Here is a 21,494-nt window from a genome sequence, read left to right on the forward strand (position 1 = left end):
CGGGCGGGCGCCGACCATGGGAAATTACTTACTTAACCGCGGCCTTCGGCGATGGCAGCAACGGCTGCCAGTTCGGCGGCTTCCTGTTCTTGCTGCTCGTAACGGTCCTGGGTATCCATCACTTGATTGTTCACCAGACCCAGTTCGATCTCGCGCAGGGCGATCACGGTCGGTTTGTCGTTCTCTTCGTCGACCAGGGGATCTTTGCCTTGAACCGCGATTTGGCGGGCGCGGCGGGCGGCGACCAGCACCAGGTCAAAACGGTTACCTACCTGTTTTACAGCATCTTCTACAGTAACGCGTGCCATGCAGGACTCCAGTGTTTGGGCTTTCTGTGTTTAAAAAAGCAGTGTTTAAAAATGACGCAAAAGTTTACTTGTTTTTGGCCTATTCTGCCAGTAGCTGTTGCAGCAAGTTTTGTTGTGCCTGCTGTTGCTGACGCATTTCCAGCCGTTGGCACTCAATAATGGCCCTGAGTTGGAACAGTGCCAGCTCAAAGTCCTTGTTGATAATGACATAGTCATACTCGTCGTAGTGCACCATTTCGGCAATGGCTTTCGCCATCCGGCCGGCAATCACCTCGGCGCTGTCCTGACCGCGTCCGATCAGGCGCTGTTCCAGCTCGGCGCGGCTGGGGGGCAGAATGAAGATGGATTTGGTCGGCATCTGCTCGCGGATCTGGCGGGCGCCCTGCCAGTCGATGTCGAGGAAGACGTCGATCCCCTGAGCCAGGGAGGCTTCAATGGCGGCGCGAGAGGTGCCGTAATAGTTGCCAAATACCTCTGCCCACTCCAGAAAGTCACCGCGATCGATCAGTTCCTTGAACTCTTCCACCTGCACAAAGTGGTAGTGCACCCCGTTCTCTTCGCCGGGACGAGTGGCGCGGGTGGTGTGGGAAACCGACAGTTGCATCTTGCCAGCCGGGTTGTGTTTGGTCAGCAAGGCATTGAGCAGGCTGGATTTACCCGCCCCGCTCGGGGAGGAGATGATATAGAGAGTGCCTTGTTGCGCCATGTCATTACCTTATTATCTAGAGCTGCGTTTTGGTTGTAGCAGAGGCCGCCGTCTTGTGCCCGAAAGGGAGACAGCCAAACGCAAAACGCAGGAAATTCTTGAGTCGGGAGGATGTAAAGGCGGCGAATTTTATCAGAAGGCGGCGGATAAAAAAACGGCTGGAATCATATTCCAGCCGATCAAAGTATTCGTTGCTTGCTGCGGGAGCGTAACCCACATCGGCTGCCATTCTGCCCCGCAGGCGGGACAGGGGCCATCAGGTTATCCCTGCCTCATGGCTCGGAATTTCCGAATCGCCCTCAGCCGGGCAGGTGACGATCGGCGCAGAGCCGGTCAAAGGTGGCGATGACCCTCTCAATCCCTATCTTGCCCATGGCATCCGGATCCTTGAGGCGGGTGCGCCAGCCGAGCTCGGCCAGCGGCTTGCCGGTTTCCTGTTCGATCAGTTCCTGATAGACGCTGACCACGTAGTCACGGCACAGATAGGGGCCGGTGCGAGCAGGATTGTGGTGGGCGTAGAGGCCGATGACCGGCGTGCCTACCAGGGTTGCCATGTGGGTAGGGCCGGTATCGGGGGCCAGCACCAGGCTCGCTTCACCAATCAGGGCCAGCAGCTGTTTGAGGTTGGTCTGCCCCACCAGAGCCACCGGTTTGCTCTGGCTCAGCCGCTGTATGTCGGCCGCCAGATCCCGCTCCAGTTTGGCCGGGCCGCCGCACAGGTAGACCTGAAAGCCCTTGTTGGTCGCGTGATCCGCCAGTGCAGCATAGCCTTCGGCAGTCCAGTTCTTGAATGCCTTGCTGGCGGCGGCACAGATGAGCAGAGTCGGTTTGCCGCCGATTTTCTCCCTGGCCCAGGTTTTATGTTCGGCGCTGATGGGCAGTTGCCAGTCCGGCGTCAGATCCTTGATGCCGAGCTCTTTGGCAAAGGCAAGGAAACCGTCCAGCACATGGGGAGACGTGGGGGAGGGAACCCTGTGGTTGGTGAACAACCACTGACCGTCGTTGGCGCGCGCCTTGTCGAAACCGAGTTTGACCCTGGCCTTGATACCGAGCGTCGCTATGCTGGCGCGCATGGCCGCCTGCAGGTGGAGCAGCGCATCGAACTTGCGTCCCTTGAGGGTGCGCCACAGGTCGAGATACCCGCGCCAACCCTTGCTCTTGTCAAAGGCGATCACCTCGACCCCGGGCAAGTCGGCAAACAGGGTTGCTTCGATTTTGCCGGTGATCCAGGTGATGCGAGTCTGGGGCCAGGCCCGCTGGATGACGCGCACCAGCGCCAGCGCGTGGCAGCAATCCCCGATGGCGGAGAGCCGCAGGATGCAGATGGAAGAGGGCGGCGTTTGGAACAGCGGCATGATGTGGCGCTATGGTGGAAAAATGGATGGATGGCATTATGCAAACTCCCCTGTGGATTGTAAAATTGCGCGCAACTGGCAGTCGGTACCGGCCCTGCTCCTCACAAGGTGCACGGGTCCGTGCTGGCAAGCCGCCTTATCGTGAATCGAACCATTGCGATTACTGACCGACCGGAATCACCAAGATGCGAATACAGACCGAACACAACCAGATCTGCTGGTACGCCGAAGGGGTTTTTCGTGACCCTTCTCCCGAGCTGTTTGATCCGGCCTGGTGGCAGACACATCGCCAGGTGGTGGGTTCTGCCATAGGGCGTGGTGTGACCTGGTTCGTGAAGGATGAATCCCGTCATCTTGTGCTGCGTCATTACTATCGTGGCGGCATGGTGGGCAAGGTGGTGCGGGATCGCTTCTGGTTCGAGGGGGTGGAATCCAGTCGGGCCATGGCCGAATACACTCTGCTGGCCAAGTTGAGCGAGCAAGGCTTGCCGGTGCCGCGCCCGTTTGCGGCCCGCATGGTCAAGCAGGGCCCCTTCTATCGCGCCGATATCCTTATCGAACGTATTCGCGGTGCCAAGGACCTGGTGGCCCTGCTCAAGCAGGGGCCGATCGCCGACCAGGTGTGGCACAAGGTAGGTCAGACGGTGCGCCAGCTGCACGATGCGGGTGTCTATCATGCGGATCTCAACAGCCACAATCTGCTGCTCGACAAGGAGGGCAAGGTGTGGGTGATCGACTTCGACAAGGGGGCGATCCGTTCCCCGGGCAGCTGGCAGCAGGCCAATCTGGAACGGCTGCAACGCTCCTTCAGTAAAGAGTCCCAATTGCACACCAGTTTTCACTTCGTGCCGGAAAACTGGCAGGCGCTGATGAGCGGTTATCAGGGAAAAGCGAGCTGACCCTGTTGCTCGGCGCGAGAGCCAATGTTACTTATTGAGCAGGTATTCAGATTCGGTTTCGAGGCATTCGATGGACATGCTCAAGGCTCCCCTGAGGGAAGTGGTCACCCGGTTTGATCCGACGCTGATGGCGGATGCCATGGCTCTGCTGGAGGCGGGACTCTGGAGCTGGAGCCCGCAACAGGGTGTGCAGCGGGATCTCTCCTGTCTGCGTCTGCTGGGATTGAATGAAACCGGTCTGGACGATCTCGGCTGGCTGGACCGGGTGCATCCCGACGATGTGGCTGTGCTGCAGGAGGCTCTCGCTGCCTGTCAGAGTGGGCGAGTGCCCCAGATCCGGCTCGAGTACCGCATCCTGCATCACGACGGTCATTATGTTCGGCTGGAAGAGCGGGCCCGGCGCGATGTTCACGGTCAGGTGTTGGGGGTGGTGCGCCTGCTCGAGTCACAGCCGGTGGCGGAAGAGCGGCATGGCACGGACCCCCTTACCGGGCTGGAGAGCAGAAGCCACTTCGAACAGCTGCTCGACGAGCGGCTGGCGACCGAGAGCGGCAGTTTCAGCCTGTTGCAGTTTACCGTCGACCACAGTGCCAAGATCCAGCAACTGTTTGGCGAAGCGGCCTGCGATGCCATGCTGGCCAAGCTGGCGCGCATGGTACGACACGAGCTGCGGCGGGAAGATCCCTTCGCCCGCTGGGACCAGGACGGTTTCATCCTGATGCTCTCCCAGACCGATCGCTTGAGTGGCCTCGAGATTGCCGAGCGATTGCGCCTCGAGATCGCCGATGCCAGCCTGCTGCCGCAGCGGCCTGTGACCGTCAGTGTCGGGCTGGTGCAGAGCCAGGCCGGCGAGCATATCGATCACTTGCTGGCCCGGCTGGCGACCTGCCACGGTCAGGCCAGACGGGAGCACAATGCCGTCGTTGGTTAATGCTTGCTCACGCTGGCGCGCTGACAGATCCAGAGGGAGGCCAGCATCAGCAGGCCGCCAATGGCCAACCTGGCGAGATTGGTATCCTTGCCCCAGATCAACAGATTGACCAGCAGGCCCGCCGGGATCAGGGCGTTGTTCATGATGGCCAGCACACCGCTGCTGACTCTGGTCGCGCCCTTGTTCCACAGGAAGTAGCCGAGGCCGGAGGCTCCCACCCCCAGCCAGAGCAAAATGCCCCACTGTAAACCGGAAGTCGGATACTGCGGCTTGCCCAGCAACCACCAGGCGGGCAGGGCGACAGCCAGTGCTCCCAGATAGAAGCAGCCGAATACCGCCTGCTGTGGCGGTTGCTGTGCTTCCCGTGCCAGCAGTACCTTGTAGCCCACTTGTCCCATGGCGAAGCTGAGGTTGGCACCCTGCACCACCAGGAATCCCAGTGCATAGCTTTCGGTCAGCCCGTCGAAGCGGATGACGGCTGCCCCCAGCACCGCCAGCAGGGCGCCCCACAGATACACAGGCTTGAAGCGACGCTCCAGCAGGTCGTGGAGCAGGGTGACGTAGAGGGGGGTGAAGATGGTGAACACCAGCACTTCCGGCACCGTCAACAGCAGGAAGGACTGGTAGTAGAACAGATACATGATGCCGAGCTGGATGGCGCCGAGTCCCATCAGCTTGAGTGCGAAATCAGGCCGCAGCCAGCGGCGTCTGAGGAAGGGCAGAAACACCAGACTGGCGAGGACGATGCGCGTCAGCACGGAGAAGTAGGCATCCACCTGGCCGGCGAGATAGACCCCGATCAGGCTGAAGGAGAATGACCAGAGCAGGGTAACCCCTATCAAATAGTTCATGTGTTTGATTTATCGTCAGTTGTCAATTTTGAGGGCGCTATGATGGCCGAGATGGAAGCTGTGATCCAGCGTTTATGGCGCCAGTTGCCACAGATCCGCGCCTTTGCCTTCGAGGCAAGCAATGGTGCGGGGTCCGCGACTGACTGGTGTGGTCGTGGTGAGGGTGATGTGGAGGTGACCGATCATCAGGGAGGCTGGCTGTTCGCCGAGACAGGCCGTTACACCACGCCCCATGGCCGTGTACTGACCATGCACAACCACTTCTGGTGGCAGCGCGGCGATCGGGGGATCCGTCTATCCCACCTGCGTTATGCCAAGCCGGTGGAATTGTTCGAGCTGTTGCCGCAAGGGGATGGCCGCTGGCTGACGGCTGAGCCTCACCTGTGTGGCCAGGATCACTACAGTGCCGAGCTGACAGAGACCGACAGCGGTTTTCTGCTGAGCTGGGAGATCACAGGCCCGCGCAAGAATGAGCGGCTCAGTTATCGCTACCTGAGATGACCCTCACGTCGGGCACCTGTCCAATCCCAGACCATGAAAATGCAGAAATAAAAAAACCGGCGCAAAGCGCCGGTAGAGGGGACAAATCGGAGGTTTTTTTAAAACGGTCCCAAAAACAGGAGAGATACACTCTCGTCACACATTCAGCATCGGTATTCAGGCATGCAACGCATAGCTCAGCATGGCTTGCAGCTTGCTGTCGAAGAACCAGGGCAGCAGCACCATCAGCAGGCCGAGCAGGCCGGCCAGCCGGTGGCGATATTGCCAGCCGGCAATCAGCACCAGGCCACCACACAAGGTGGTCAGGATGCCTGACATAGGGCAGCCTCCCGCTGTGCGCGGCGTTGCTGTGCCCACTGGTTCAGCGCGACCGAGCCCAGGATCAGGGCCAGTGCCACACCCGTGGTGGACTGGATCTGCTCGCCGAGGAACATGGCACCCAGCATGACGCCGAACAGCGGCACCAGATAGTTGCTGAAGGAGGCAAAGGTCGGGCCCGCCTTCTGGATCAGCGCCATGTAGAGGAAGTAGACCAGACCGGTACAGAAGACACCCAGCACGACAACGGCGCTGATGGCATGCTGGCTCGGCATGGTGAGCGCACTCAGATCGGTCAGGAAGGGGGCCGCCAGCATCAGCTGGATAGCCGAAGAGATCAGTATGTTGCGCGCCACCACCACAGGGTGGTCCTTGGCGAAGCGCTTGATCATCAGCAGGCCGATGGCAAAGCAGCTGGCCCCGAACAGTATGGCCACGGCGCCGAGCAGGCCGGCGTTCATGCCGTTGGCCAGTTTCGGCCAGAACAACACCAGCACACCGATGAAGCCGATGATCACCGAGACCAGACCGCCCTTGGTGATTTTTTCACCGGAAAGCAACAGGGGAGCCATCAAGATGGTGACAAAGGGGATACAACCCATTACCACGGCGGCGATGGCGCTATCCACATACTGTTGACCCCAGGCCACCATGATGAAGGGCAGGGTGGCATCGAGCAGGGCGATCAGCATGTAAGTGCGCCATGGTGTGTGCTCGCTCTTGAGACGCATGAACAGGCAGAGCAGACCCAGGGTCAGGCTGCCGCACAAGGCTCGTCCGGCCGCCACCATGATGGGGGGCAACTCGGTCACGGCCTGATGCATGAAAATGAACTGGGAGCCCCACAACAGGCCAATCGCCAGCAACAACAGATAGCTACGCATGTTAATCTCCGATGTAATTCGCCAGCGCATTCTATGCAATCTGCTACTATGCCAAAAATGAATTGTCGTCATTCAACTATGGCAGATATCGATGGAACTCCCTCTCTCCCGCCTCGACCTCAACTTGCTGACCGTGTTCGACATGCTGATGCAGGAGCGAAACGTCACCCGTGCCGCCGAGCGTCTGCACCTTTCCCAGTCCACCGTCAGTCACGCCCTGGGGCGGTTGCGGCAGGCGCTGGATGACCCCTTGTTCGTCATGAGTCGGCGCGAAATGATGCCGACCGAGCGAGCCAAGACCCTGGCAGGACCCGTGCGTCAGGCGCTGGCCATGCTGGAACAGGGATTGCGGCAGGCGGAGGGGTTCGATCCCGCCAGCGCGCGGCGGATCTTTCGCATCGCCACCCCGGGTTCGGTGGAGCACGGTCTGGTACCGGCGCTGGTGGAACAGCTGCACCGGCAGGCACCACACTGCCGGCTGGAGGTGTGCGAGCTGGCAGACAGTGACTACGAGCGAGAGCTGGAGAAGGGGGAGCTGGATCTGGTGATCGGGTTCGCCGATGCCAATCACTTCTCGCCCCGCCTGTGGCGCGAGCCCTGGTTCAACAACCCGCTGGTCTGTTTGTCACCGCTAGGCAGTGAGTTGCCCGAGGTGCTGGGGCCTGCCGAACTGGTCAGCCGCCCTCATATCCATACCTCCAGCTGGGGCCACAGTCAGGCCATGGTGGATCTCTGGCTGGCCCGTTTCGGGGTTGAGCGTGAGCTGGGGGTGCGGCTGCCGAGTTTTATGGCGGTCCCGCCGCTGATGGCGACCGGCCGCTATCTGGTGGTGGTACCCGAGATGATAGGGCGCCACTTCTGCCGCTACTACCCGCTGCGCCTGCATCAGCTGAACCCGGATATCCCCATCGTCTACCTGATGGCGGGCCACCCGCTCACCGCCCATGACCAGGCCATTGGCTGGTTCAAGGGGTTGCTGCACCGACTTGCCTTCGAGCGCTATGGCGCGAATGCGCTGGGCAGTGTGGCCCAGCGCAGTGCGGATCAACCCAGCCCGGCGAAGTAATCCAGCCCCATGGCACTTTTCACCTCCGCCAGTACCTCGTCGGTAAGTAGACGGGCCTGCTGGGTACCTTGCTGCAACAGGGCCAGTAGCTGCCGCTTGTCGGCAATCGCCGCCTGGCGCCGCGCCCGCATGGGGGCGAGCAGGGTTTGCAGGCAGTCGTTCAGCACCTGTTTGCAGCGCATGTCGCCGAGCCCGCCGCGCTGGTAATGAGCCTTCATCTCCGCCACCAGCATCTTGTCGGGATGGAAGGCATCCAGATAGGCGAATACCGTATTGCCCTCCACCTGACCCGGGTCGCTCACATTGAGGTGATTGGGATCGGTATACATGGCGAACACCGCTTGCTTGACCTCTTCCGCTGACATGCCGAGCTCTATGGTGTTGCCGAGGGACTTGGACATCTTGGCCTTGCCGTCTATGCCGGGCAGACGGCCGGTGTCGCTCAGGATTGGCTGGCACTCTGTCAGCACCTCTTTACCCACCAGAGCGTTGAAGCGGCGGACTATCTCGTTGGTCTGCTCCAGCATGGGCAGCTGGTCTTCACCCACAGGCACATGGGTGGCGCGAAAGGCGGTGATGTCGGCGGCCTGGCTGACCGGGTAGATGAGAAAACCGGCCGGCAGGCTGCGCTCGAACCCTTTCTGCTGGATCTCCGCCTTGACGGTGGGGTTGCGCTCCAGTCGGGCGACGCTGACCAGATTGAGGTAATAGGTGGTGAGCTCGGCGAGGGCGGGCAGGGCGCTCTGCAGGCAGAAGGTGGTCTTGGCAGGATCCAGGCCGGCTGCCAGGTAATCGGCCATCACCTCCAGCACGTTGTCGGTCACCTTGGCCGGATTGTGGCCGTTGTCGGTCAGGGCCTGCAGATCGGCGATCATCACGAATTGGCGGTAGTGGTGCTGGGCTTCCACGCGCTGACGCAATGAGCCGACGTAGTGGCCTATGTGCAGTTTGCCGGTGGGACGATCGCCGGTCAGTATGATGGGGTTGTGCATGTCACTCTCTCCAGTGGGTGGGCCGGGAGGCGACAAAGGGCTAAAAACAATGACCGCCTCTCGGCGGTCACGGTGTTTTCTTTGGGATATTTTACATAGAAAAGCAGTGCCGCCTGTTTAGAAGCAGCACCACCAGTAGTTGTGATTGAAGATGGTCATATTCATGGCAAATAAAACTACGCCAGTTTGATCACTTCTGCAAGGGAACGACCATCAGGTCGCAGGGTACCGTATTCATCAGCTGACGGGCGCTGGAGGTAAGCAGGCTCCAGAAGCTTTGACGATGGCCGCACACCAGCAGGTCTATCTGGTAATCCTTGACCGCCTGGTTGACCCGTTCGCTCAGATCACCGCAGATCACCAGCTTCTTCTCGATGGGGTAGTCCACCGAGGCCAGGAAGGTCTCCAGCTTCTCTTTCGCTTCGGCGATCACCTGATCCTGCACGTTGTCGATGTCGATATCGATCATCTCGGTGTAGAGATCCTTGAGGTCCACGTCCACATGGATCACGGACAGCTTGGCGCCGTTGGAACGGGCTCGATCAACCGCCTTCTCGATCACCTTGCGGTTATCTTCCGACAGGTCGATAGCGGCCAGTATGTGTTGGTAATAGGTTCCATTCATGGGAATTCTCCTCACTGATCCTGAGTTCACTATACCAATGTCTGATGAAACTAAAATGGCGTTCTCGACACAGTTTTGGGATTTAAATGAGTTTCTTATGGGGCTTCTTCTATGTCATGCGTCATAAATTGTCTATAAATCGAACAGGAGTTTGACCTGAGTCACACCCCTCGACTTGCCCGGCGAGGGTGGCAGGCATAGGATGTGCCCGTGCTTCGCAATGAACACAAAACAATAAAAAGCATCTGAATACCGCTTTGGGGAGCCTCGCGCTCCCTCTTGTTTTTCTGCCCCTTACTGCCCATATCCCGCCCGACATCAAGGTAATCCGCAACTTCTTGGTTATGCTGTAGCCAGTTCCTTTGGAGATCCCGTCATGATCATTCATCCCCAGATCCAGGGTTGCGTTGCCCGCAACTGTCATCCCATCGGCTGTCGGGCCGCCGTGTTGCAGCAGATATCCAGCGTCAAGGCTGCGGGCAGTTTCAACGGGCCCAGGCGGGTGCTGGTGCTCGGTGCCTCCTCTGGCTTCGGGCTGGCTTCCCGCATAGCGCTGACCTTCGGGGCCGGTGCCGATTCCGTCGGCGTCTCGTTCGAGCGAGGCCCGTCCGACAAGGGGTTCGGCAGCGCAGGCTGGTACAACAATATCTGGTTTCGGCAGGCGGCGGAGCAGGAGGGGCGCGTCGCCGTCAACCTGATCGGTGATGCCTTCTCCGACGGGATGCGCCAGCAGGCCATCGACACCATTCGCCAGCAGCTGGGGCAGGTGGATCTGGTGATCTACTCGCTGGCCAGCGGTATCCGGGTATTACCGGATGGCCGTCAGGTGCGCTCCGCACTCAAGACCACGGGCCAGCCTTTCAGCGGCTGGGGGCTGGATCTGGAGCAGGACAAGCTGGTGCAACAATCCCTGGCGCCCGCCACCCCGGAGGAGATCCGCGACACCGTCACAGTCATGGGCGGCGAGGACTGGCAGCTCTGGATGCTGGCGTTGCAGCAGGCCGATTGCCTCGCCCCCGGCGCCCGGACCGTGGCCTACTCCTACATAGGCCCCGAATCCACCTATCCCCTCTATCGGGACGGCACCATCGGCTACGCCAAGGAGCACCTGCACGCCACCGCTGAGACTATCAACCTGCAACTGGCCGACATCGGCGGCCACGCCTGGGTGTCGGTCTGCAAGGCGCTGGTGACCAAGGCGAGCGCCTATATCCCTGTGCTGCCGGTTTACCTCGGCTTGCTGATGGGGGTGATGAAGGAGCGTGGCGTGCACGAGGGCTGCATCGAGCAGATGCAGCGGCTGTTTGCCAGCAAGATGTATGGGCCGCAGGGCGTGGTGGCCGATGGCAACCGGCTGATCCGGATGGATGACCACGAGCTGGACCCGGCCATTCAGGCCGCCGTCTCGACACTCTGGTCAAAGGTGACGCCGGACAACTTCCATACCCTGGGGGATTTTGCCGGCTTGCGGCAGGATTTCATGCAGCTCAACGGTTTTGAGCTGCCCGGTGTCGACTATGGGGCGCCGGTGGATGTGGCGTCCCTGACCGAGCTGGTGCCCTGATCCCGCCCGGCTGGTCAAGTTATCCTGGTTTCATTCTGCGCGGGTGGCCGTGCTCACTGACCGTCAGGCCACGCTGCTGGTCAGTTCATCCTGCGCCGAAGGGGTTGTCGCCAATATGGTCTGGTTGCGGCCCTGGCGCTTGGCTTGATACATAGCCATGTCGGCGCGGTGGATCAGCGGGCCAAGCCCCTCATCGGCCCCTGAACGCCCCGCTATGCCGATGCTGATGGTCATGTGCGGTGTGTCCAGCTGGGCAATCCTCAGGCGTAACTGCTCTGCCAGGTGCCAGCAATCCTCTGCCGCCAGTGGTACCGCCACCAGAAACTCCTCTCCTCCCCAACGCCCTATCAGCTGTGCGTTCGGGGCCCAGTCGCTCAGCTCCCGTGCCAGCCGCTGGATGGCCCGATCACCCGCCTGATGGCCGTGTCTGTCATTGATCTGCTTGAAGTGATCGATATCGATGATGATCAGGGTGAGCGGGTCTTCCTGCTGCCACTGGATGGCAAGCCGTTCCAGCAGGGCGCGGCGGTTGGGCAACTCCGTCAGTTGATCGAAGGTGGCAAGCTTGTAGAGGTGGCGTGAGCTGCGGTGCAGCCTGTGGGTGGTGATGCCGAGCAGGAGCAGGGCGCCAGCCAGCAGGCCGACCAGCATCAGCTGGTAGTTGCGGGCGCTCTGTTGATGCAGCAACTGCTGGCGCTTGCGCTCGTTCTCCTCTTGCAGCACCCGGTTGTTGGCCTCGCTGCGGGCCAGATCCATCTCGGCCTGAAAGGTGGCGGCATGCTGGCTCAGCGCCTGATTGAAGTGTTGCTTGTAATCGTTCATGTAGGCGGACAAGGCCTCATAAGCCTCCGGATAGCGGCCCTGCTGGGCCAGCAGGCTGGCTTGCAATGCCTTGCTGCCGGCGCTGGGGTGGCCCTGGGACGTCAGCAGTTGCAACGCCAGCTGTATCTCTCCCCGGCCCTGCAATGCCTTGACCCGGGTCTCGAGCAGGCGTTCCCCCGCATCCTGATATCCCAACTGCTGATAGAGTGCCTGCGCTTCGTCCAGACTGCGCAGGGCTGTCGTCCAGTCACCCTGGGCGTTGAGCGCCATGGCCTGATAGCCGAGGATGATGGCGCGGTAATCCGGCGCCAGATGGGGCGTAGCCAGCAGGCTGTCGAGCAGTTGTCTGGCCTGGGTGGGGCGATCCGTGTCTATGTAGAGCCGTGCCATGTTGGCTTTGATGATGGTCTGGCTGTTTGGCTCGTCCAGCTGCACCATCTGCTGAAGGGCTTCCCGATAATAGGTTTCCGCCTCTCTGGGCAGACTCAGGTCGGCATAGAGGTTGCCCAGGGTCATCAAGAGACGGGCTGAGTCCAGGCTGGCAACCGGTTTGTCTCGTGCGGATTGCTTGAGGCGAAAGGCAGTCTTGAGTTCGGCGATCGCCTCTTTCAACTGCTGGGTGCGATAGAGTGCCAGCCCGTTCAGGGCATGCCATTCAGATGCTTGCATTGGGTGGTCGATAACGGCGGGTTTGAGCCGGGCCAGCAGACGGAGGGCTTCATCAGGTGCCTCTGTATCCAGGATCAGGGCAACCTCTTGCAGCTGAAAATCGAGCAGGCGCAGGGGTTGCTGCTGGGCACTGGCCAGCTCGCGGGCTCTGGCATTGTCGAGCAGGGCCTGCGGATAGTGACCCAGGGCTGCCTGGGCCAGGGCTCTGGCATAAAACAGCTCCATATCCTGCTGCGGGTTGGCATCGAGGCGTTGCAGATAGCCGACGGGATCGCGCGCCGCCTGCAATTCAGCCTCTTCCAGCAAGGAGGGAGCGGCCTGCAACTGGGTTATCCAGAGCAGTGCCAGTGCCGTTATGAATCTCATTGAATCCTTTCCCTGACCACTGGCGCCATCATAATGGCTGAATCCATGTACACCATGTTTCTTTGCTTCTCTATACCTGTATGGGGGATAGGATGAGGCGAAAAACGGTCACAACTGAGCAGTTTGGCCGCCGTATCTGGTTGATTCGTGTTAAAACAGTGGCGACAATCGTGATCAAATCACAGTGGAGAATCAGCATGTTGGCAAAAGCCATGATCGAGAAGTTGAACGAGCAGATTAATCTTGAATTCTATTCCTCCAATCTCTACCTGCAGATGAGCGCCTGGTGTGAGGACAAGGGTTTCGAAGGTGCCGCCACCTTCCTGCGTCAGCACGCCGTCGAGGAGCGCCAGCACATGGAGCGTCTGTTCACCTACGTGAGCGAGACCGGCGCCATGCCGATGCTGGGCGCCATCGATGCGCCTCCCCACGAATTCAAATCCCTGGGCGACATTTTCCGTAACACCCTCGAACACGAATATCACATCACCCAGTGCATCAATGGCTTGGCTCACGTGGCATTCACCACCCAGGACTACTCCACCTTCAACTTCCTGCAGTGGTACGTGGCCGAGCAGCATGAAGAGGAGAAGCTGTTCAAGAGCATCGTCGACCGTCTATCGCTGGTGGGCGAAGATGGCAAGGGTCTCTACTTCATCGACAAGGAGCTGGCCGAGCTGGCCAAGGGTGCCCCCGCCAGCGTCATGGATGGCAACGCCTGATAGTCGTGGACACTTAGTGTTCACCCAGTACAATAACGGCCCCTTTATGGGCCGTTTTTTGTTTTTTATGGGTTGCCGTTGCGGTGGTGCTTGGCAGGCATGATAACGGTACTTTTTATGGGCCGTTTTTTGTTTTTTACGGGTTGCCGTTGCGGTGGTGCTTGGCAGGCACAAGAACGGTTCTTTTTATGGGCCGTTTTTTGTTTTTGATGAGTTGCCGTTGCGGTGGTTTTTTTTGGTCGCGTGTTTGGCCGTCTGATGAGTAGGGCAGTGATGATGCAAGTGGATGTGGTGGTGATCGGGGCCGGTGCGGCCGGTTTGATGTGTGCCCAGCAGGCGGGTTATCGCGGGCGCTCCGTGCTGGTGCTCGACAACGCCAAGAAGCCGGGTCGCAAGATCCTCATCAGCGGTGGTGGTCGTTGCAACTTCACCAACCATCAGGCCGGGCCCTACGCCTTCCTCTCGGGCAATCCCCATTTTTGCAAATCGGCGCTGGCACGCTACACCCAGCAGGACTTCATCGACCTGGTGGACAGGCACGGGGTCAACTACCACGAGAAGACCCTGGGCCAGCTGTTCTGTGACGAGAGTGCCAAGGAGATAGTCGATGTGCTGCTCACCGAGTGCGACTGGGCTGGCGTCACCCTGCAGTTCCAGACCGAGATCCTGTCGGTCACCAGGACCGAGGCCGGTTTTGTGCTCGGTACCAGCAAGGGGGAGGTGAGCTGCCACTCTCTGGTGGTAGCCACTGGTGGCCTCTCCATGCCCAAGCTGGGCGCGACTCCCTATGGTTTCAAGCTGGCGGAGCAGTTTGGCCTCAATGTGTTGCCTACTCGCGCCGGTCTGGTGCCGTTTACCCTGCATCAAGCCGAGAAAGAGGCCTTTGCCGATCTGGCGGGTGTCAGCCTGCCGGTGGCGGTAACCGCCGAGGATGGCACCCGCTTCAAGGAGGCCATGCTGTTTACCCATCGCGGTCTCTCCGGCCCCGTCATACTGCAGATCTCCTCCTTCTGGCTGGCGGGGGAGAAGATCCATATCAACTTGCTGCCCGAGCTGGATATCCCAGCGGCGCTCAAGGCATGGGCGCAGGCCCATCCTGCCCAGGAGCTGAAAACCGTGCTGGGTCGCGAGCTGCCAAAGCGTTTCGTCGACAAGCTGGTGGAGCTGGGTCAGCTCAATAGCAAACCGATGCGCCAGTACAACGAGCGAGAGCTGGAGGCCATCGCCACCCTGCTGGGGGATTGGCAGATACTGCCGAACGGCACCGAAGGCTATCGCACCGCCGAGGTGACCCTGGGCGGCGTGGATACCAACGAGCTCTCCTCCAAAACCATGGAGGTGCGTAAGGTGCCCGGTCTCTACTTCATCGGCGAGGTGGTAGACGTGACCGGCTGGCTCGGGGGCTATAACTTCCAGTGGGCCTGGTCTTCCGGCTGGGTGGCCGGCCAGTACTGCTGATCTGCGACGGTCCTGTTCCCGGCGGCAGGAAAATTGGTATAGAGTGGCAGTTCACTATTTTATCCGGCGGGGCTGCCTGCCTGTTCTTGTTTGCTGGCGAGGTGGAAGATGTTTGAGAGTCTGGGTGTCGTCAATGTCTGGACCTATCTGGTCGGTCTCTTTTTCATCATCATAGCGCCGGGCCCCAACTCCCTTTATGTGCTGCGCACCGGGGCGAGCCGTGGCGTAGGTCCCGGTTATCGGGCGGCGCTCGGCGTCTTCGTCGGTGATGCCATCCTGATCTTCTGCGCCTACCTGGGGGTGGCCTCTCTCATCCGTACCACGCCCCTGCTGTTTACTCTGGTGCGCTACCTCGGCGCCATCTACCTGCTCTATCTGGGGGTGAAGATACTGCACGCCAATTTTGTCGCCAAGCGTGAAGGGCAGGAGTCGGTGGTGGACCCGGGTGAGCGTTACTTCTCCAAGGCGCTGACCCTGAGCCTCACAAATCCCAAGGCGATCCTGTTTTACGTCTCTTTCTTCGTGCAGTTCATCGATTTCAACTATGCCCACACCTGGCTCTCCTACCTGGTGCTGGCGGGCATGCTGGAGGCCATGAGCTTCGTCTATCTGACCCTGCTGATCTTCGGTGGCACCCTGATGGCCCGCTTCTTCCGCCAGCGACAAACCGCTGCCCGACTCGGCAATGGCCTGATTGGCCTCTTCTTCATGGGTTTCGCCGCCAGGCTCGCCACCATCTCTTCCTGATCCCCCACCGGATGCGCTCATCGGACTGGCCGATGAGCGTTTCTGGCCATCTCGCATCCCGATGCTCCCTTGGGCGCCTGCCTGAGGTAAACTACGGCGCCCAAAAGGGGACGCCTGTGCGGGTGCTGTTCGCCCGCCAGACGGCGCAGGGATGACCTCCCCTGGCTTTCATGGTCAGCAGACAATTGGCTTATACATCTCATAGTGCGCCCTGGTGGCCAGAGGCAGGAGGGCCCATGCTCGAAAATCAGATGATGTTGTTGGCGGTGTTTGAACGGGCGGCGTTGATGCTGATGACCCTGTTCTTTCTGACCCGTACAAGACCGTTCCAGCGGTTGTTCCAGAAGCGTGATCACACCCCGGCCGAGCTGGTGCTGGTCGCCTCCATCTTCGGCCTGTTCGCCGTGTTCAGTACCTATACCGGCATTCCGGTGGAGGGGGCGCTGATCAACGTGCGGATCATCGCCATCATTTCGGGTGGTATCCTGTTCGGCCCCTGGGTCGGCATTCCGGCCGGGGTCATCTCGGGCCTGCACCGCTACCTCATCGACATGGATGGTCACACCTCGATCCCCTGTCTCATCGCCAGCATCATTGCCGGTCTGCTCGCCACCTGGTTGCACCTGCGCTGCCGCAAGTCGCGACTCTGGCTCTACGGCATACTGGCGGGCATGTTGTGCGAGGGGCTGACCATGTTGCTGATCTGGCTGCTGACCGAACCTCATGAGGTGGGGGTGGAGATCGTCAGCCACATCGCCTATCCGATGATCGCCGGGGCGCTCTGCATCGGGCTCATCATCAAGCTGGTGCAGGATCTGGATGACGAGAAGGAGCTGATTGCCGCCAAGCAGGCCAAGCTGGCGCTGGATATCGCCAACAAGACGTTGCCCTTCTTCCAGAAGGTCGATCGCCACTCTCTTGGCCAGGTGTGCGGCGTCATCTGCCATGAGATTCATGCCGATGCGGTAGCCATCACAGATACCCGCGACGTGCTGGCCTACGTGGGGGTGGGCAAGGATTACTACGAGCTGGACGAGCACCACGCCATCAGCGACATGACCCAGCGGGCCGTGTTGCTGGACCAGATCATCATCAACAACGATCTGCGCCAGTATCACCTGTCAGATTTTCACTCTGTCATCATCATTCCGCTGCGGGAAAACAGCGCCGTCAGCGGCACCCTCAAGATCTACTACCGCCGCACCCACAGCATTACCAGTTCTCTGCGAGAGATGGCGGTGGGCCTCTCCCAGCTCATCTCCACCCAGATGGAGGTGTCGCGCATCGAGCAGTTGAAAGAGATGACCCGCAAGGCGGAGTTCACCGTCCTGCAGAGCAAGATCAACCCGCACTTCCTTTTCAATGCCCTCAACGCCATCTCATCCTTGATCCGCATTCGTCCCCAGCAGGCGCGCCAGCTCATTGCCAATCTGGCGGACTATCTGCGCTACAACCTCAACAAGGGGGACGAGCTCATCGATATTCAGGAGGAGCTGCAGCAGGTGCGCGATTACATCGCCATCGAGCAGGCCCGCTTCGGCGACAAGCTGGAGGTGGTGTTCGAGGTGGATGACGTCCACATCCAGGTACCGAGCCTGCTGTTGCAGCCGCTGGTGGAAAACGCCATTCTGCACGGCATCCAGCCCCGCAGTGCGCCGGGCCGGGTCACCATCGAGGTGAAACAGCTGGCGGGGGGGATTCGGGTGGCTGTGCGCGATACCGGTTACGGCATCAGTCAGGCGGTGATCGATGGCGTGGCCGCCGGTCGGGTGGAGAGCCGCAGCATAGGGCTGATGAACGTTCATCAGCGGGTCAAGCTGCTCTATGGCGACGGTCTGCAGCTCAGACGGCTGGAGCCCGGAACCGAAGTCTGTTTCTATCTGCCGGATCCGGAGGCGATGCCATGTTGAAAGCCATTATTGTCGAAGATGAATATCTGGCCCGGGAGGAGTTGGCCTATCTGGTGGGCCAGCACAGCCAGATTGAGATAGTGGCGAGTTTCGAGGACGGACTGGAGGCCTTCAAATACCTGCAGGATCACGAGGTGGACGTGGTGTTTCTGGATATCCAGATCCCCTCCATCGATGGCCTGCTGCTGGCCAAGAACCTGCACAAGTCGAGCCATCCGCCCCACATCGTCTTCGTCACCGCCTACAAGGAGTTTGCGGTGGAAGCGTTCGAGCTGGAGGCGTTCGACTATATCCTCAAGCCCTACAACGAGCCGCGCATCATCAATCTGCTGCAAAAGCTCGAGCTGGCGGGCAAGTCTCAGCCGGTGCAGGGGGGCGAGGGGAGCAGCCCGCAGAATCGCACCGTCAATCTGGTGAAGGGGGAGCGCATCATAGTCACCCCCTGCGAGCAGATTTACTACGCGGAAGCGGACGAAAAGCTGACCTATGTCTATACCCGCACCGATCGCTACGTGATGAACATGACCATCAGCGAGTTTGTCAGCCGGCTGCCTGCGGAGGGCTTCTTCCGTTGCCACCGATCCTACTGCGTCAACATCAACAAGATCCGCGAGATAGTGCCCTGGTTCAACAGTACCTATCTCATCCGGCTCCATGATCTGCCGTTCGAGGTGCCGGTCAGTCGCAGCAACATCAAGGCGTTCCGTCAGCTGATGCGGCTCTGATTGTCATTCATTCCTGCCGATCTGCATTTCATGCCTTAATCGGCTGGCACGAGCTGCGTCTTGCCTATAGTGGCCTCAATTTCCTTAAGGCCATCGACCGAGACGCATCATGACCAAAGAGATGAACCGCACCCGGTACCTCACCCTGATAGGTACCATCATTACCCAGTTTGCGCTGGGTTCCGTCTACACCTGGAGCCTGTTCAACGCCCAGCTCTCCGACAAGCTGGACGAGCCGGTCAGCCAGGTGGCGTTTGCCTTTGGTCTGCTCAGCCTGTCGTTGGCGGTCGCCTCTTCCATGGCGGGCAAGTTGCAGGAGCGGTTCGGGGTGCGCAATGTCACCCTGGGGGCCGGCGTGCTGCTTGGCATCGGCTTCTTCCTCACCGCCCACGCCAGCAATCTGGCCATGCTCTACCTCTGCGCCGGTATTCTGGTGGGGTTTGCCGACGGTACCGGCTACCTGATGACCCTCTCCAACTGCGTAAAGTGGTTCCCGGAGCGAAAGGGCTTCATCTCCGCCTGCTCCATCGGCGCCTATGGCCTGGGCAGCCTCGGCTTCAAGTACATCAACCTGCTGCTGCTCTCCAACAACGGCCTGGAAGCGACCTTCCAGCTGTGGGGGCTGATCGCCATGTCCATGGTGCTGGTTGGCGGCATGCTGATGAAGGATGCACCCAAGCAGGCCGCTTCGGCGCAGCAGACCGAGAGCCGTGATTTCACCCTGGCCGAGGCGATGCGCAAGCCGCAGTACTGGATGCTGGCGCTGATGTTCCTCACCGCCTGCATGAGCGGCCTCTACGTCATCGGCGTGGCCAAGGATATCGGCGAGAACATGGTGGGTCTGTCGACTGCGGTGGCTGCCAATGCGGTCGCGGTGATCGCCATGGCCAACCTGGGTGGTCGACTGGTGCTGGGCATTCTGTCCGACAAGATGTCCCGCATCCGGGTCATCACCATAGCCCAGCTGATCACCCTCGGTGGCATGGGATTGCTGCTGTTCGTGCCGCTCAATGCCAATCTCTTCTTCGTGGCGGTGGCCTGCGTGGCCTTCAGCTTCGGCGGCACCATTACAGTCTACCCCTCCCTGGTGAGCGACTTCTTCGGTCTCAACAACCTGACCAAGAACTATGGCGTCATCTATCTGGGCTTTGGTCTGGGCAGCATCATAGGCTCCATCGTGGCCTCCCTGTTCGGCGGCTTTATGGCGACCTTCAACCTGATCCTGGTGCTGATGGTGGTGGCCCTGGTGCTCTCCCTGACCATCCGCTTGCCGGCGCCTGTCGTGGTATCCGCCGACAGGGCCTGATCCCTTCATTCCATAGTGATGACAGCATGAAAAAGAAGACCCGGGCTTGGCCCGGGTCTTTGCATTCAAGGGAGTGCAGCTCAGCGTGGGGGCAGCCCCAGCAGGCTGCGTACATGGCGGCTAGTATCCTCCACCGTGGGCCAGTCACGGCCTGTGATGGTGACATGACCCATCTTGCGGCCGGGGCGAGCCTCGCCCTTGCCATAGAGATGCAGGTGCACTCCGGGCAGGGCCAGCACCCCTGCCCAGTCTGGTGTGCCCCCGTGCCAGAGATCCCCGAGCAGATTGATCAGGATGGCGGGTCGCACCTCGGCTTTTGCCGGCAGCGGCAGATCGCACAGGGCGCGCACCTGCAACTCGAACTGGCTGCACTCGGCATTGTCGAGGCTGGGGTGACCCGAGTTGTGGGGGCGGGGCGCCATCTCGTTGACCAACAGCCGACCTTCCACCAGAAAAAACTCCACCGTCAGCACGCCGACGTAGTCGAGCGCCGCGATCAGCCGCTCGGCGATGTCTTTCGCCTCAGCCTCCAGCGCAGGGACATTTGCCGGGGAGCGGGTTTGATCGAGAATGCCGCCACTGTGCCAGTTCTGCACCAGAGGCAGGGCGCTGATGGCACCGCTCGGGCTGCGGGCCAGGGTGAGGGCAAACTCCCCTTCCAGCGGCAGGCGTTTTTCCAGTACGCAAGGTACGCCGCTGGCGGTCAGCGCGCTTGCCAGCTCATCCAGATTGCCGACCTGCCACTGGCCCTTGCCGTCGTACCCCTCGCGGGCGGTCTTGAGGATGGCGGGGAACAGCTCCGCACCCAGAGGGGGCAGTGGCTCATCCGGCAGCAGAGTCAGGTAGGGAGCCACAGGCACACAGGCACGGGTCAGAAAGGCTTTTTCCTCCCGTCGATCCTGACAGATCCTGACCGGGCTGGCCGTCGGGCGTACCGGTAACTGCTGTTCCAGCAGCGCCAGAGAGGGGGCCGGTACGTTCTCGAACTCGCAGGTGACTGCGGCGCAGCGGCTGGCCAGATCGTGCAGGGCTGCCTGGTCGTCATAGGGGGCGACAATATGGTGATCGGCTGCGGCGCCAGCGATGCTGGCTGGGTCGGGATCCAGCACCACCACCTTGTAGCCGAGGCGGTGGGCGGCCATCACGAAGTAGCGGCCAAGCTGGCCGCCGCCGAGCATGCCCAGGGTGGCGGGTGGCAGTATCATGCCGGGTCCTCCAGTTGCAGAGCCAGCACCCGGTCACGCTCGTTGGCGCGGAAGTCGTCGAGCTGTTGCTGGTAGCGGGGGGCCTCGCCATCTTGGGTGACCGACAGTAATGAGACCGCGAACAGGGCGGCGTTGGCGGCCCCCGCCTCGCCGATGGCGAAGGTGGCGACCGGCACCCCCTTGGGCATCTGCACTATGGAGAGCAGGGAGTCCATCCCCTTGAGGTGGCGCGAGGGGATGGGCACCCCCAGCACGGGCACAGTGGTCTTGGCGGCGACCATGCCCGGCAGGTGTGCGGCGCCGCCGGCCCCGGCGATGATGGCCCGCAGGCCGCGATCGCGGGCACTGGCTGCATACTCGAACAGCAGGTCCGGGGTGCGGTGGGCCGAGACCACCCGCGCTTCGTAGGGCACGCCGTGTTCCTTGAGGATGCGGGCTGCCGCCTGCAGCACGGGCCAGTCGGAGTCGGAGCCCATTACCAGGCCGATCAGGGGAGGGGTGTTCATTTTTTCTGGTTCCTTGCTGTTAAACGTTTGCTTTCGTTAGGCAAAAAGAGCCGGCAAG

At 60.6% G+C, this 21,494-nt stretch carries 22 protein-coding genes; 11 read left to right on the forward strand and 11 right to left on the reverse strand.

Annotated elements, in window-relative coordinates; genetic code table 11:
• Nucleotides 1-32 precede the first annotated feature (32 nt).
• The 3 genes from rpoZ to GWQ31_RS15535 all read right to left on the reverse strand — a co-directional run bounded on the left by rpoZ (nucleotide 33) and on the right by GWQ31_RS15535 (nucleotide 2,369).
• Nucleotides 33-308: a DNA-directed RNA polymerase subunit omega gene (gene rpoZ, locus GWQ31_RS15525; protein WP_005307060.1), complete on the reverse strand. Its 276-nt coding sequence runs from the start codon at nucleotides 306-308 to the stop codon at nucleotides 33-35.
• A 79-nt stretch (nucleotides 309-387) separates the two neighbouring features.
• Nucleotides 388-1,014 (reverse strand): guanylate kinase, encoded by a 627-nt coding sequence (gene gmk / locus GWQ31_RS15530; protein WP_275909728.1) that lies wholly within the window; start codon nucleotides 1,012-1,014, stop codon nucleotides 388-390.
• Nucleotides 1,015-1,313: 299 nt separating this feature from the next.
• The gene (locus GWQ31_RS15535; RefSeq protein ID WP_275909729.1) at nucleotides 1,314-2,369 is read right to left on the reverse strand and encodes a glycosyltransferase family 9 protein; all 1,056 of its coding nucleotides are present in this window, start codon (nucleotides 2,367-2,369) and stop codon (nucleotides 1,314-1,316) included.
• Between the two features lie 185 nt (nucleotides 2,370-2,554).
• Between GWQ31_RS15535 and GWQ31_RS15540 the strand changes: the two genes are divergently transcribed.
• Together GWQ31_RS15540 and GWQ31_RS15545 are read left to right on the forward strand one after the other, a co-directional pair.
• Nucleotides 2,555-3,268 carry a 3-deoxy-D-manno-octulosonic acid kinase gene (locus GWQ31_RS15540; protein ID WP_005319464.1) on the forward strand — a complete coding sequence of 238 codons (714 nt, stop codon included), beginning with the start codon at nucleotides 2,555-2,557 and terminating at the stop codon, nucleotides 3,266-3,268.
• 70 nt (nucleotides 3,269-3,338) lie between these two features.
• A complete protein-coding gene (locus GWQ31_RS15545; protein ID WP_256686464.1) occupies nucleotides 3,339-4,199 on the forward strand; it encodes a sensor domain-containing diguanylate cyclase in 861 nt (286 codons plus the stop codon).
• Here the strand turns inward: GWQ31_RS15545 and GWQ31_RS15550 are convergent.
• The gene (locus GWQ31_RS15550) at nucleotides 4,196-5,050 is read right to left on the reverse strand and encodes a carboxylate/amino acid/amine transporter (protein ID WP_021140194.1); all 855 of its coding nucleotides are present in this window, start codon (nucleotides 5,048-5,050) and stop codon (nucleotides 4,196-4,198) included. The two genes, GWQ31_RS15545 and GWQ31_RS15550, sit on opposite strands and share 4 nt — an antisense overlap.
• 42 nt (nucleotides 5,051-5,092) lie before the next feature.
• On the opposite strand from GWQ31_RS15550, the gene GWQ31_RS15555 reads away from it, so the two are divergent.
• A complete protein-coding gene (locus GWQ31_RS15555; protein WP_265458304.1) occupies nucleotides 5,093-5,551 on the forward strand; it encodes a DUF6314 family protein in 459 nt (152 codons plus the stop codon).
• A gap of 156 nt (nucleotides 5,552-5,707) precedes the next feature.
• Here GWQ31_RS15555 and GWQ31_RS15560 read toward each other — a convergent pair whose 3' ends face one another.
• Both GWQ31_RS15560 and GWQ31_RS15565 read right to left on the reverse strand, forming a co-directional pair.
• Nucleotides 5,708-5,869: a hypothetical protein gene (locus GWQ31_RS15560; RefSeq protein WP_096119800.1), complete on the reverse strand. Its 162-nt coding sequence runs from the start codon at nucleotides 5,867-5,869 to the stop codon at nucleotides 5,708-5,710.
• Entirely contained in the window at nucleotides 5,854-6,753 is a 900-nt protein-coding gene (locus tag GWQ31_RS15565; RefSeq protein WP_005319455.1) for an EamA family transporter, read from the reverse strand. Before GWQ31_RS15565 ends, GWQ31_RS15560 begins: the two co-directional genes overlap by 16 nt.
• A gap of 91 nt (nucleotides 6,754-6,844) precedes the next feature.
• On the opposite strand from GWQ31_RS15565, the gene GWQ31_RS15570 reads away from it, so the two are divergent.
• Complete coding sequence (locus tag GWQ31_RS15570; RefSeq protein WP_125609250.1) at nucleotides 6,845-7,819, forward strand: LysR family transcriptional regulator; 975 nt, start codon at nucleotides 6,845-6,847, stop codon at nucleotides 7,817-7,819.
• Here the strand turns inward: GWQ31_RS15570 and trpS are convergent.
• A complete protein-coding gene (gene trpS, locus GWQ31_RS15575) occupies nucleotides 7,798-8,811 on the reverse strand; it encodes a tryptophan--tRNA ligase (protein ID WP_275909730.1) in 1,014 nt (337 codons plus the stop codon). The genes GWQ31_RS15570 and trpS overlap by 22 nt on opposite strands.
• 190 nt (nucleotides 8,812-9,001) lie before the next feature.
• Nucleotides 9,002-9,436, reverse strand: a complete 435-nt coding sequence (locus GWQ31_RS15580) for a universal stress protein (protein ID WP_275909731.1) — start codon at nucleotides 9,434-9,436, stop codon at nucleotides 9,002-9,004.
• Between the two features lie 376 nt (nucleotides 9,437-9,812).
• Here GWQ31_RS15580 and fabV point away from each other — a divergent pair, with 376 nt between their 5' ends.
• Nucleotides 9,813-11,000, forward strand: a complete 1,188-nt coding sequence (gene fabV / locus GWQ31_RS15585; protein ID WP_275909732.1) for an enoyl-ACP reductase FabV — start codon at nucleotides 9,813-9,815, stop codon at nucleotides 10,998-11,000.
• Nucleotides 11,001-11,063: 63 nt separating this feature from the next.
• Here the strand turns inward: fabV and GWQ31_RS15590 are convergent, their stop codons facing one another.
• A complete protein-coding gene (locus GWQ31_RS15590; RefSeq protein WP_275909733.1) occupies nucleotides 11,064-12,857 on the reverse strand; it encodes a diguanylate cyclase in 1,794 nt (597 codons plus the stop codon).
• A 197-nt stretch (nucleotides 12,858-13,054) separates the two neighbouring features.
• On the opposite strand from GWQ31_RS15590, the gene ftnA reads away from it, so the two are divergent.
• The 6 genes from ftnA to GWQ31_RS15620 all read left to right on the forward strand — a co-directional run bounded on the left by ftnA (nucleotide 13,055) and on the right by GWQ31_RS15620 (nucleotide 19,725).
• Entirely contained in the window at nucleotides 13,055-13,579 is a 525-nt protein-coding gene (gene ftnA / locus GWQ31_RS15595) for a non-heme ferritin (protein WP_005319436.1), read from the forward strand.
• A 273-nt stretch (nucleotides 13,580-13,852) separates the two neighbouring features.
• Nucleotides 13,853-15,037: an NAD(P)/FAD-dependent oxidoreductase gene (locus tag GWQ31_RS15600; RefSeq protein ID WP_275909738.1), complete on the forward strand. Its 1,185-nt coding sequence runs from the start codon at nucleotides 13,853-13,855 to the stop codon at nucleotides 15,035-15,037.
• Between the two features lie 108 nt (nucleotides 15,038-15,145).
• Nucleotides 15,146-15,784, forward strand: a complete 639-nt coding sequence (gene leuE / locus GWQ31_RS15605) for a leucine efflux protein LeuE (protein WP_021140185.1) — start codon at nucleotides 15,146-15,148, stop codon at nucleotides 15,782-15,784.
• Between the two features lie 236 nt (nucleotides 15,785-16,020).
• Nucleotides 16,021-17,694 (forward strand): sensor histidine kinase, encoded by a 1,674-nt coding sequence (locus GWQ31_RS15610; protein ID WP_275909734.1) that lies wholly within the window; start codon nucleotides 16,021-16,023, stop codon nucleotides 17,692-17,694.
• The gene (locus tag GWQ31_RS15615) at nucleotides 17,688-18,419 is read left to right on the forward strand and encodes a LytTR family DNA-binding domain-containing protein (RefSeq protein ID WP_219591563.1); all 732 of its coding nucleotides are present in this window, start codon (nucleotides 17,688-17,690) and stop codon (nucleotides 18,417-18,419) included. The genes GWQ31_RS15610 and GWQ31_RS15615 overlap by 7 nt, the downstream gene beginning before the upstream one ends.
• 109 nt (nucleotides 18,420-18,528) lie before the next feature.
• Entirely contained in the window at nucleotides 18,529-19,725 is a 1,197-nt protein-coding gene (locus GWQ31_RS15620) for an MFS transporter (RefSeq protein ID WP_265422515.1), read from the forward strand.
• 80 nt (nucleotides 19,726-19,805) lie between these two features.
• On the opposite strand, the gene GWQ31_RS15625 is transcribed toward GWQ31_RS15620, so the two are convergent.
• Both GWQ31_RS15625 and purE read right to left on the reverse strand, forming a co-directional pair.
• Entirely contained in the window at nucleotides 19,806-20,930 is a 1,125-nt protein-coding gene (locus tag GWQ31_RS15625; protein WP_275909735.1) for a 5-(carboxyamino)imidazole ribonucleotide synthase, read from the reverse strand.
• Entirely contained in the window at nucleotides 20,927-21,436 is a 510-nt protein-coding gene (gene purE, locus GWQ31_RS15630; RefSeq protein ID WP_265422517.1) for a 5-(carboxyamino)imidazole ribonucleotide mutase, read from the reverse strand. Before purE ends, GWQ31_RS15625 begins: the two co-directional genes overlap by 4 nt.
• Nucleotides 21,437-21,494: the final 58 nt, after the last annotated feature.

The organism is Aeromonas sp. 2MA4 (assembly GCF_029237305.1).
GTDB lineage: Bacteria > Pseudomonadota > Gammaproteobacteria > Enterobacterales > Aeromonadaceae > Aeromonas > Aeromonas salmonicida.

Coding starts and splice junctions, on each gene's coding strand:
- rpoZ (WP_005307060.1), bottom strand. CDS start 308: ATGGCACGCGTTACTGTAGAAGATGCTGTAAAACAGGTAGGTAACCGT.
- gmk (WP_275909728.1), bottom strand. CDS start 1,014: ATGGCGCAACAAGGCACTCTCTATATCATCTCCTCCCCGAGCGGGGCG.
- GWQ31_RS15535 (WP_275909729.1), bottom strand. CDS start 2,369: ATGCCGCTGTTCCAAACGCCGCCCTCTTCCATCTGCATCCTGCGGCTC.
- GWQ31_RS15540 (WP_005319464.1), top strand. CDS start 2,555: ATGCGAATACAGACCGAACACAACCAGATCTGCTGGTACGCCGAAGGG.
- GWQ31_RS15545 (WP_256686464.1), top strand. CDS start 3,339: ATGGACATGCTCAAGGCTCCCCTGAGGGAAGTGGTCACCCGGTTTGAT.
- GWQ31_RS15550 (WP_021140194.1), bottom strand. CDS start 5,050: ATGAACTATTTGATAGGGGTTACCCTGCTCTGGTCATTCTCCTTCAGC.
- GWQ31_RS15555 (WP_265458304.1), top strand. CDS start 5,093: ATGGCCGAGATGGAAGCTGTGATCCAGCGTTTATGGCGCCAGTTGCCA.
- GWQ31_RS15560 (WP_096119800.1), bottom strand. CDS start 5,869: ATGTCAGGCATCCTGACCACCTTGTGTGGTGGCCTGGTGCTGATTGCC.
- GWQ31_RS15565 (WP_005319455.1), bottom strand. CDS start 6,753: ATGCGTAGCTATCTGTTGTTGCTGGCGATTGGCCTGTTGTGGGGCTCC.
- GWQ31_RS15570 (WP_125609250.1), top strand. CDS start 6,845: ATGGAACTCCCTCTCTCCCGCCTCGACCTCAACTTGCTGACCGTGTTC.
- trpS (WP_275909730.1), bottom strand. CDS start 8,811: ATGCACAACCCCATCATACTGACCGGCGATCGTCCCACCGGCAAACTG.
- GWQ31_RS15580 (WP_275909731.1), bottom strand. CDS start 9,436: ATGAATGGAACCTATTACCAACACATACTGGCCGCTATCGACCTGTCG.
- fabV (WP_275909732.1), top strand. CDS start 9,813: ATGATCATTCATCCCCAGATCCAGGGTTGCGTTGCCCGCAACTGTCAT.
- GWQ31_RS15590 (WP_275909733.1), bottom strand. CDS start 12,857: ATGAGATTCATAACGGCACTGGCACTGCTCTGGATAACCCAGTTGCAG.
- ftnA (WP_005319436.1), top strand. CDS start 13,055: ATGTTGGCAAAAGCCATGATCGAGAAGTTGAACGAGCAGATTAATCTT.
- GWQ31_RS15600 (WP_275909738.1), top strand. CDS start 13,853: ATGATGCAAGTGGATGTGGTGGTGATCGGGGCCGGTGCGGCCGGTTTG.
- leuE (WP_021140185.1), top strand. CDS start 15,146: ATGTTTGAGAGTCTGGGTGTCGTCAATGTCTGGACCTATCTGGTCGGT.
- GWQ31_RS15610 (WP_275909734.1), top strand. CDS start 16,021: ATGCTCGAAAATCAGATGATGTTGTTGGCGGTGTTTGAACGGGCGGCG.
- GWQ31_RS15615 (WP_219591563.1), top strand. CDS start 17,688: ATGTTGAAAGCCATTATTGTCGAAGATGAATATCTGGCCCGGGAGGAG.
- GWQ31_RS15620 (WP_265422515.1), top strand. CDS start 18,529: ATGACCAAAGAGATGAACCGCACCCGGTACCTCACCCTGATAGGTACC.
- GWQ31_RS15625 (WP_275909735.1), bottom strand. CDS start 20,930: ATGATACTGCCACCCGCCACCCTGGGCATGCTCGGCGGCGGCCAGCTT.
- purE (WP_265422517.1), bottom strand. CDS start 21,436: ATGAACACCCCTCCCCTGATCGGCCTGGTAATGGGCTCCGACTCCGAC.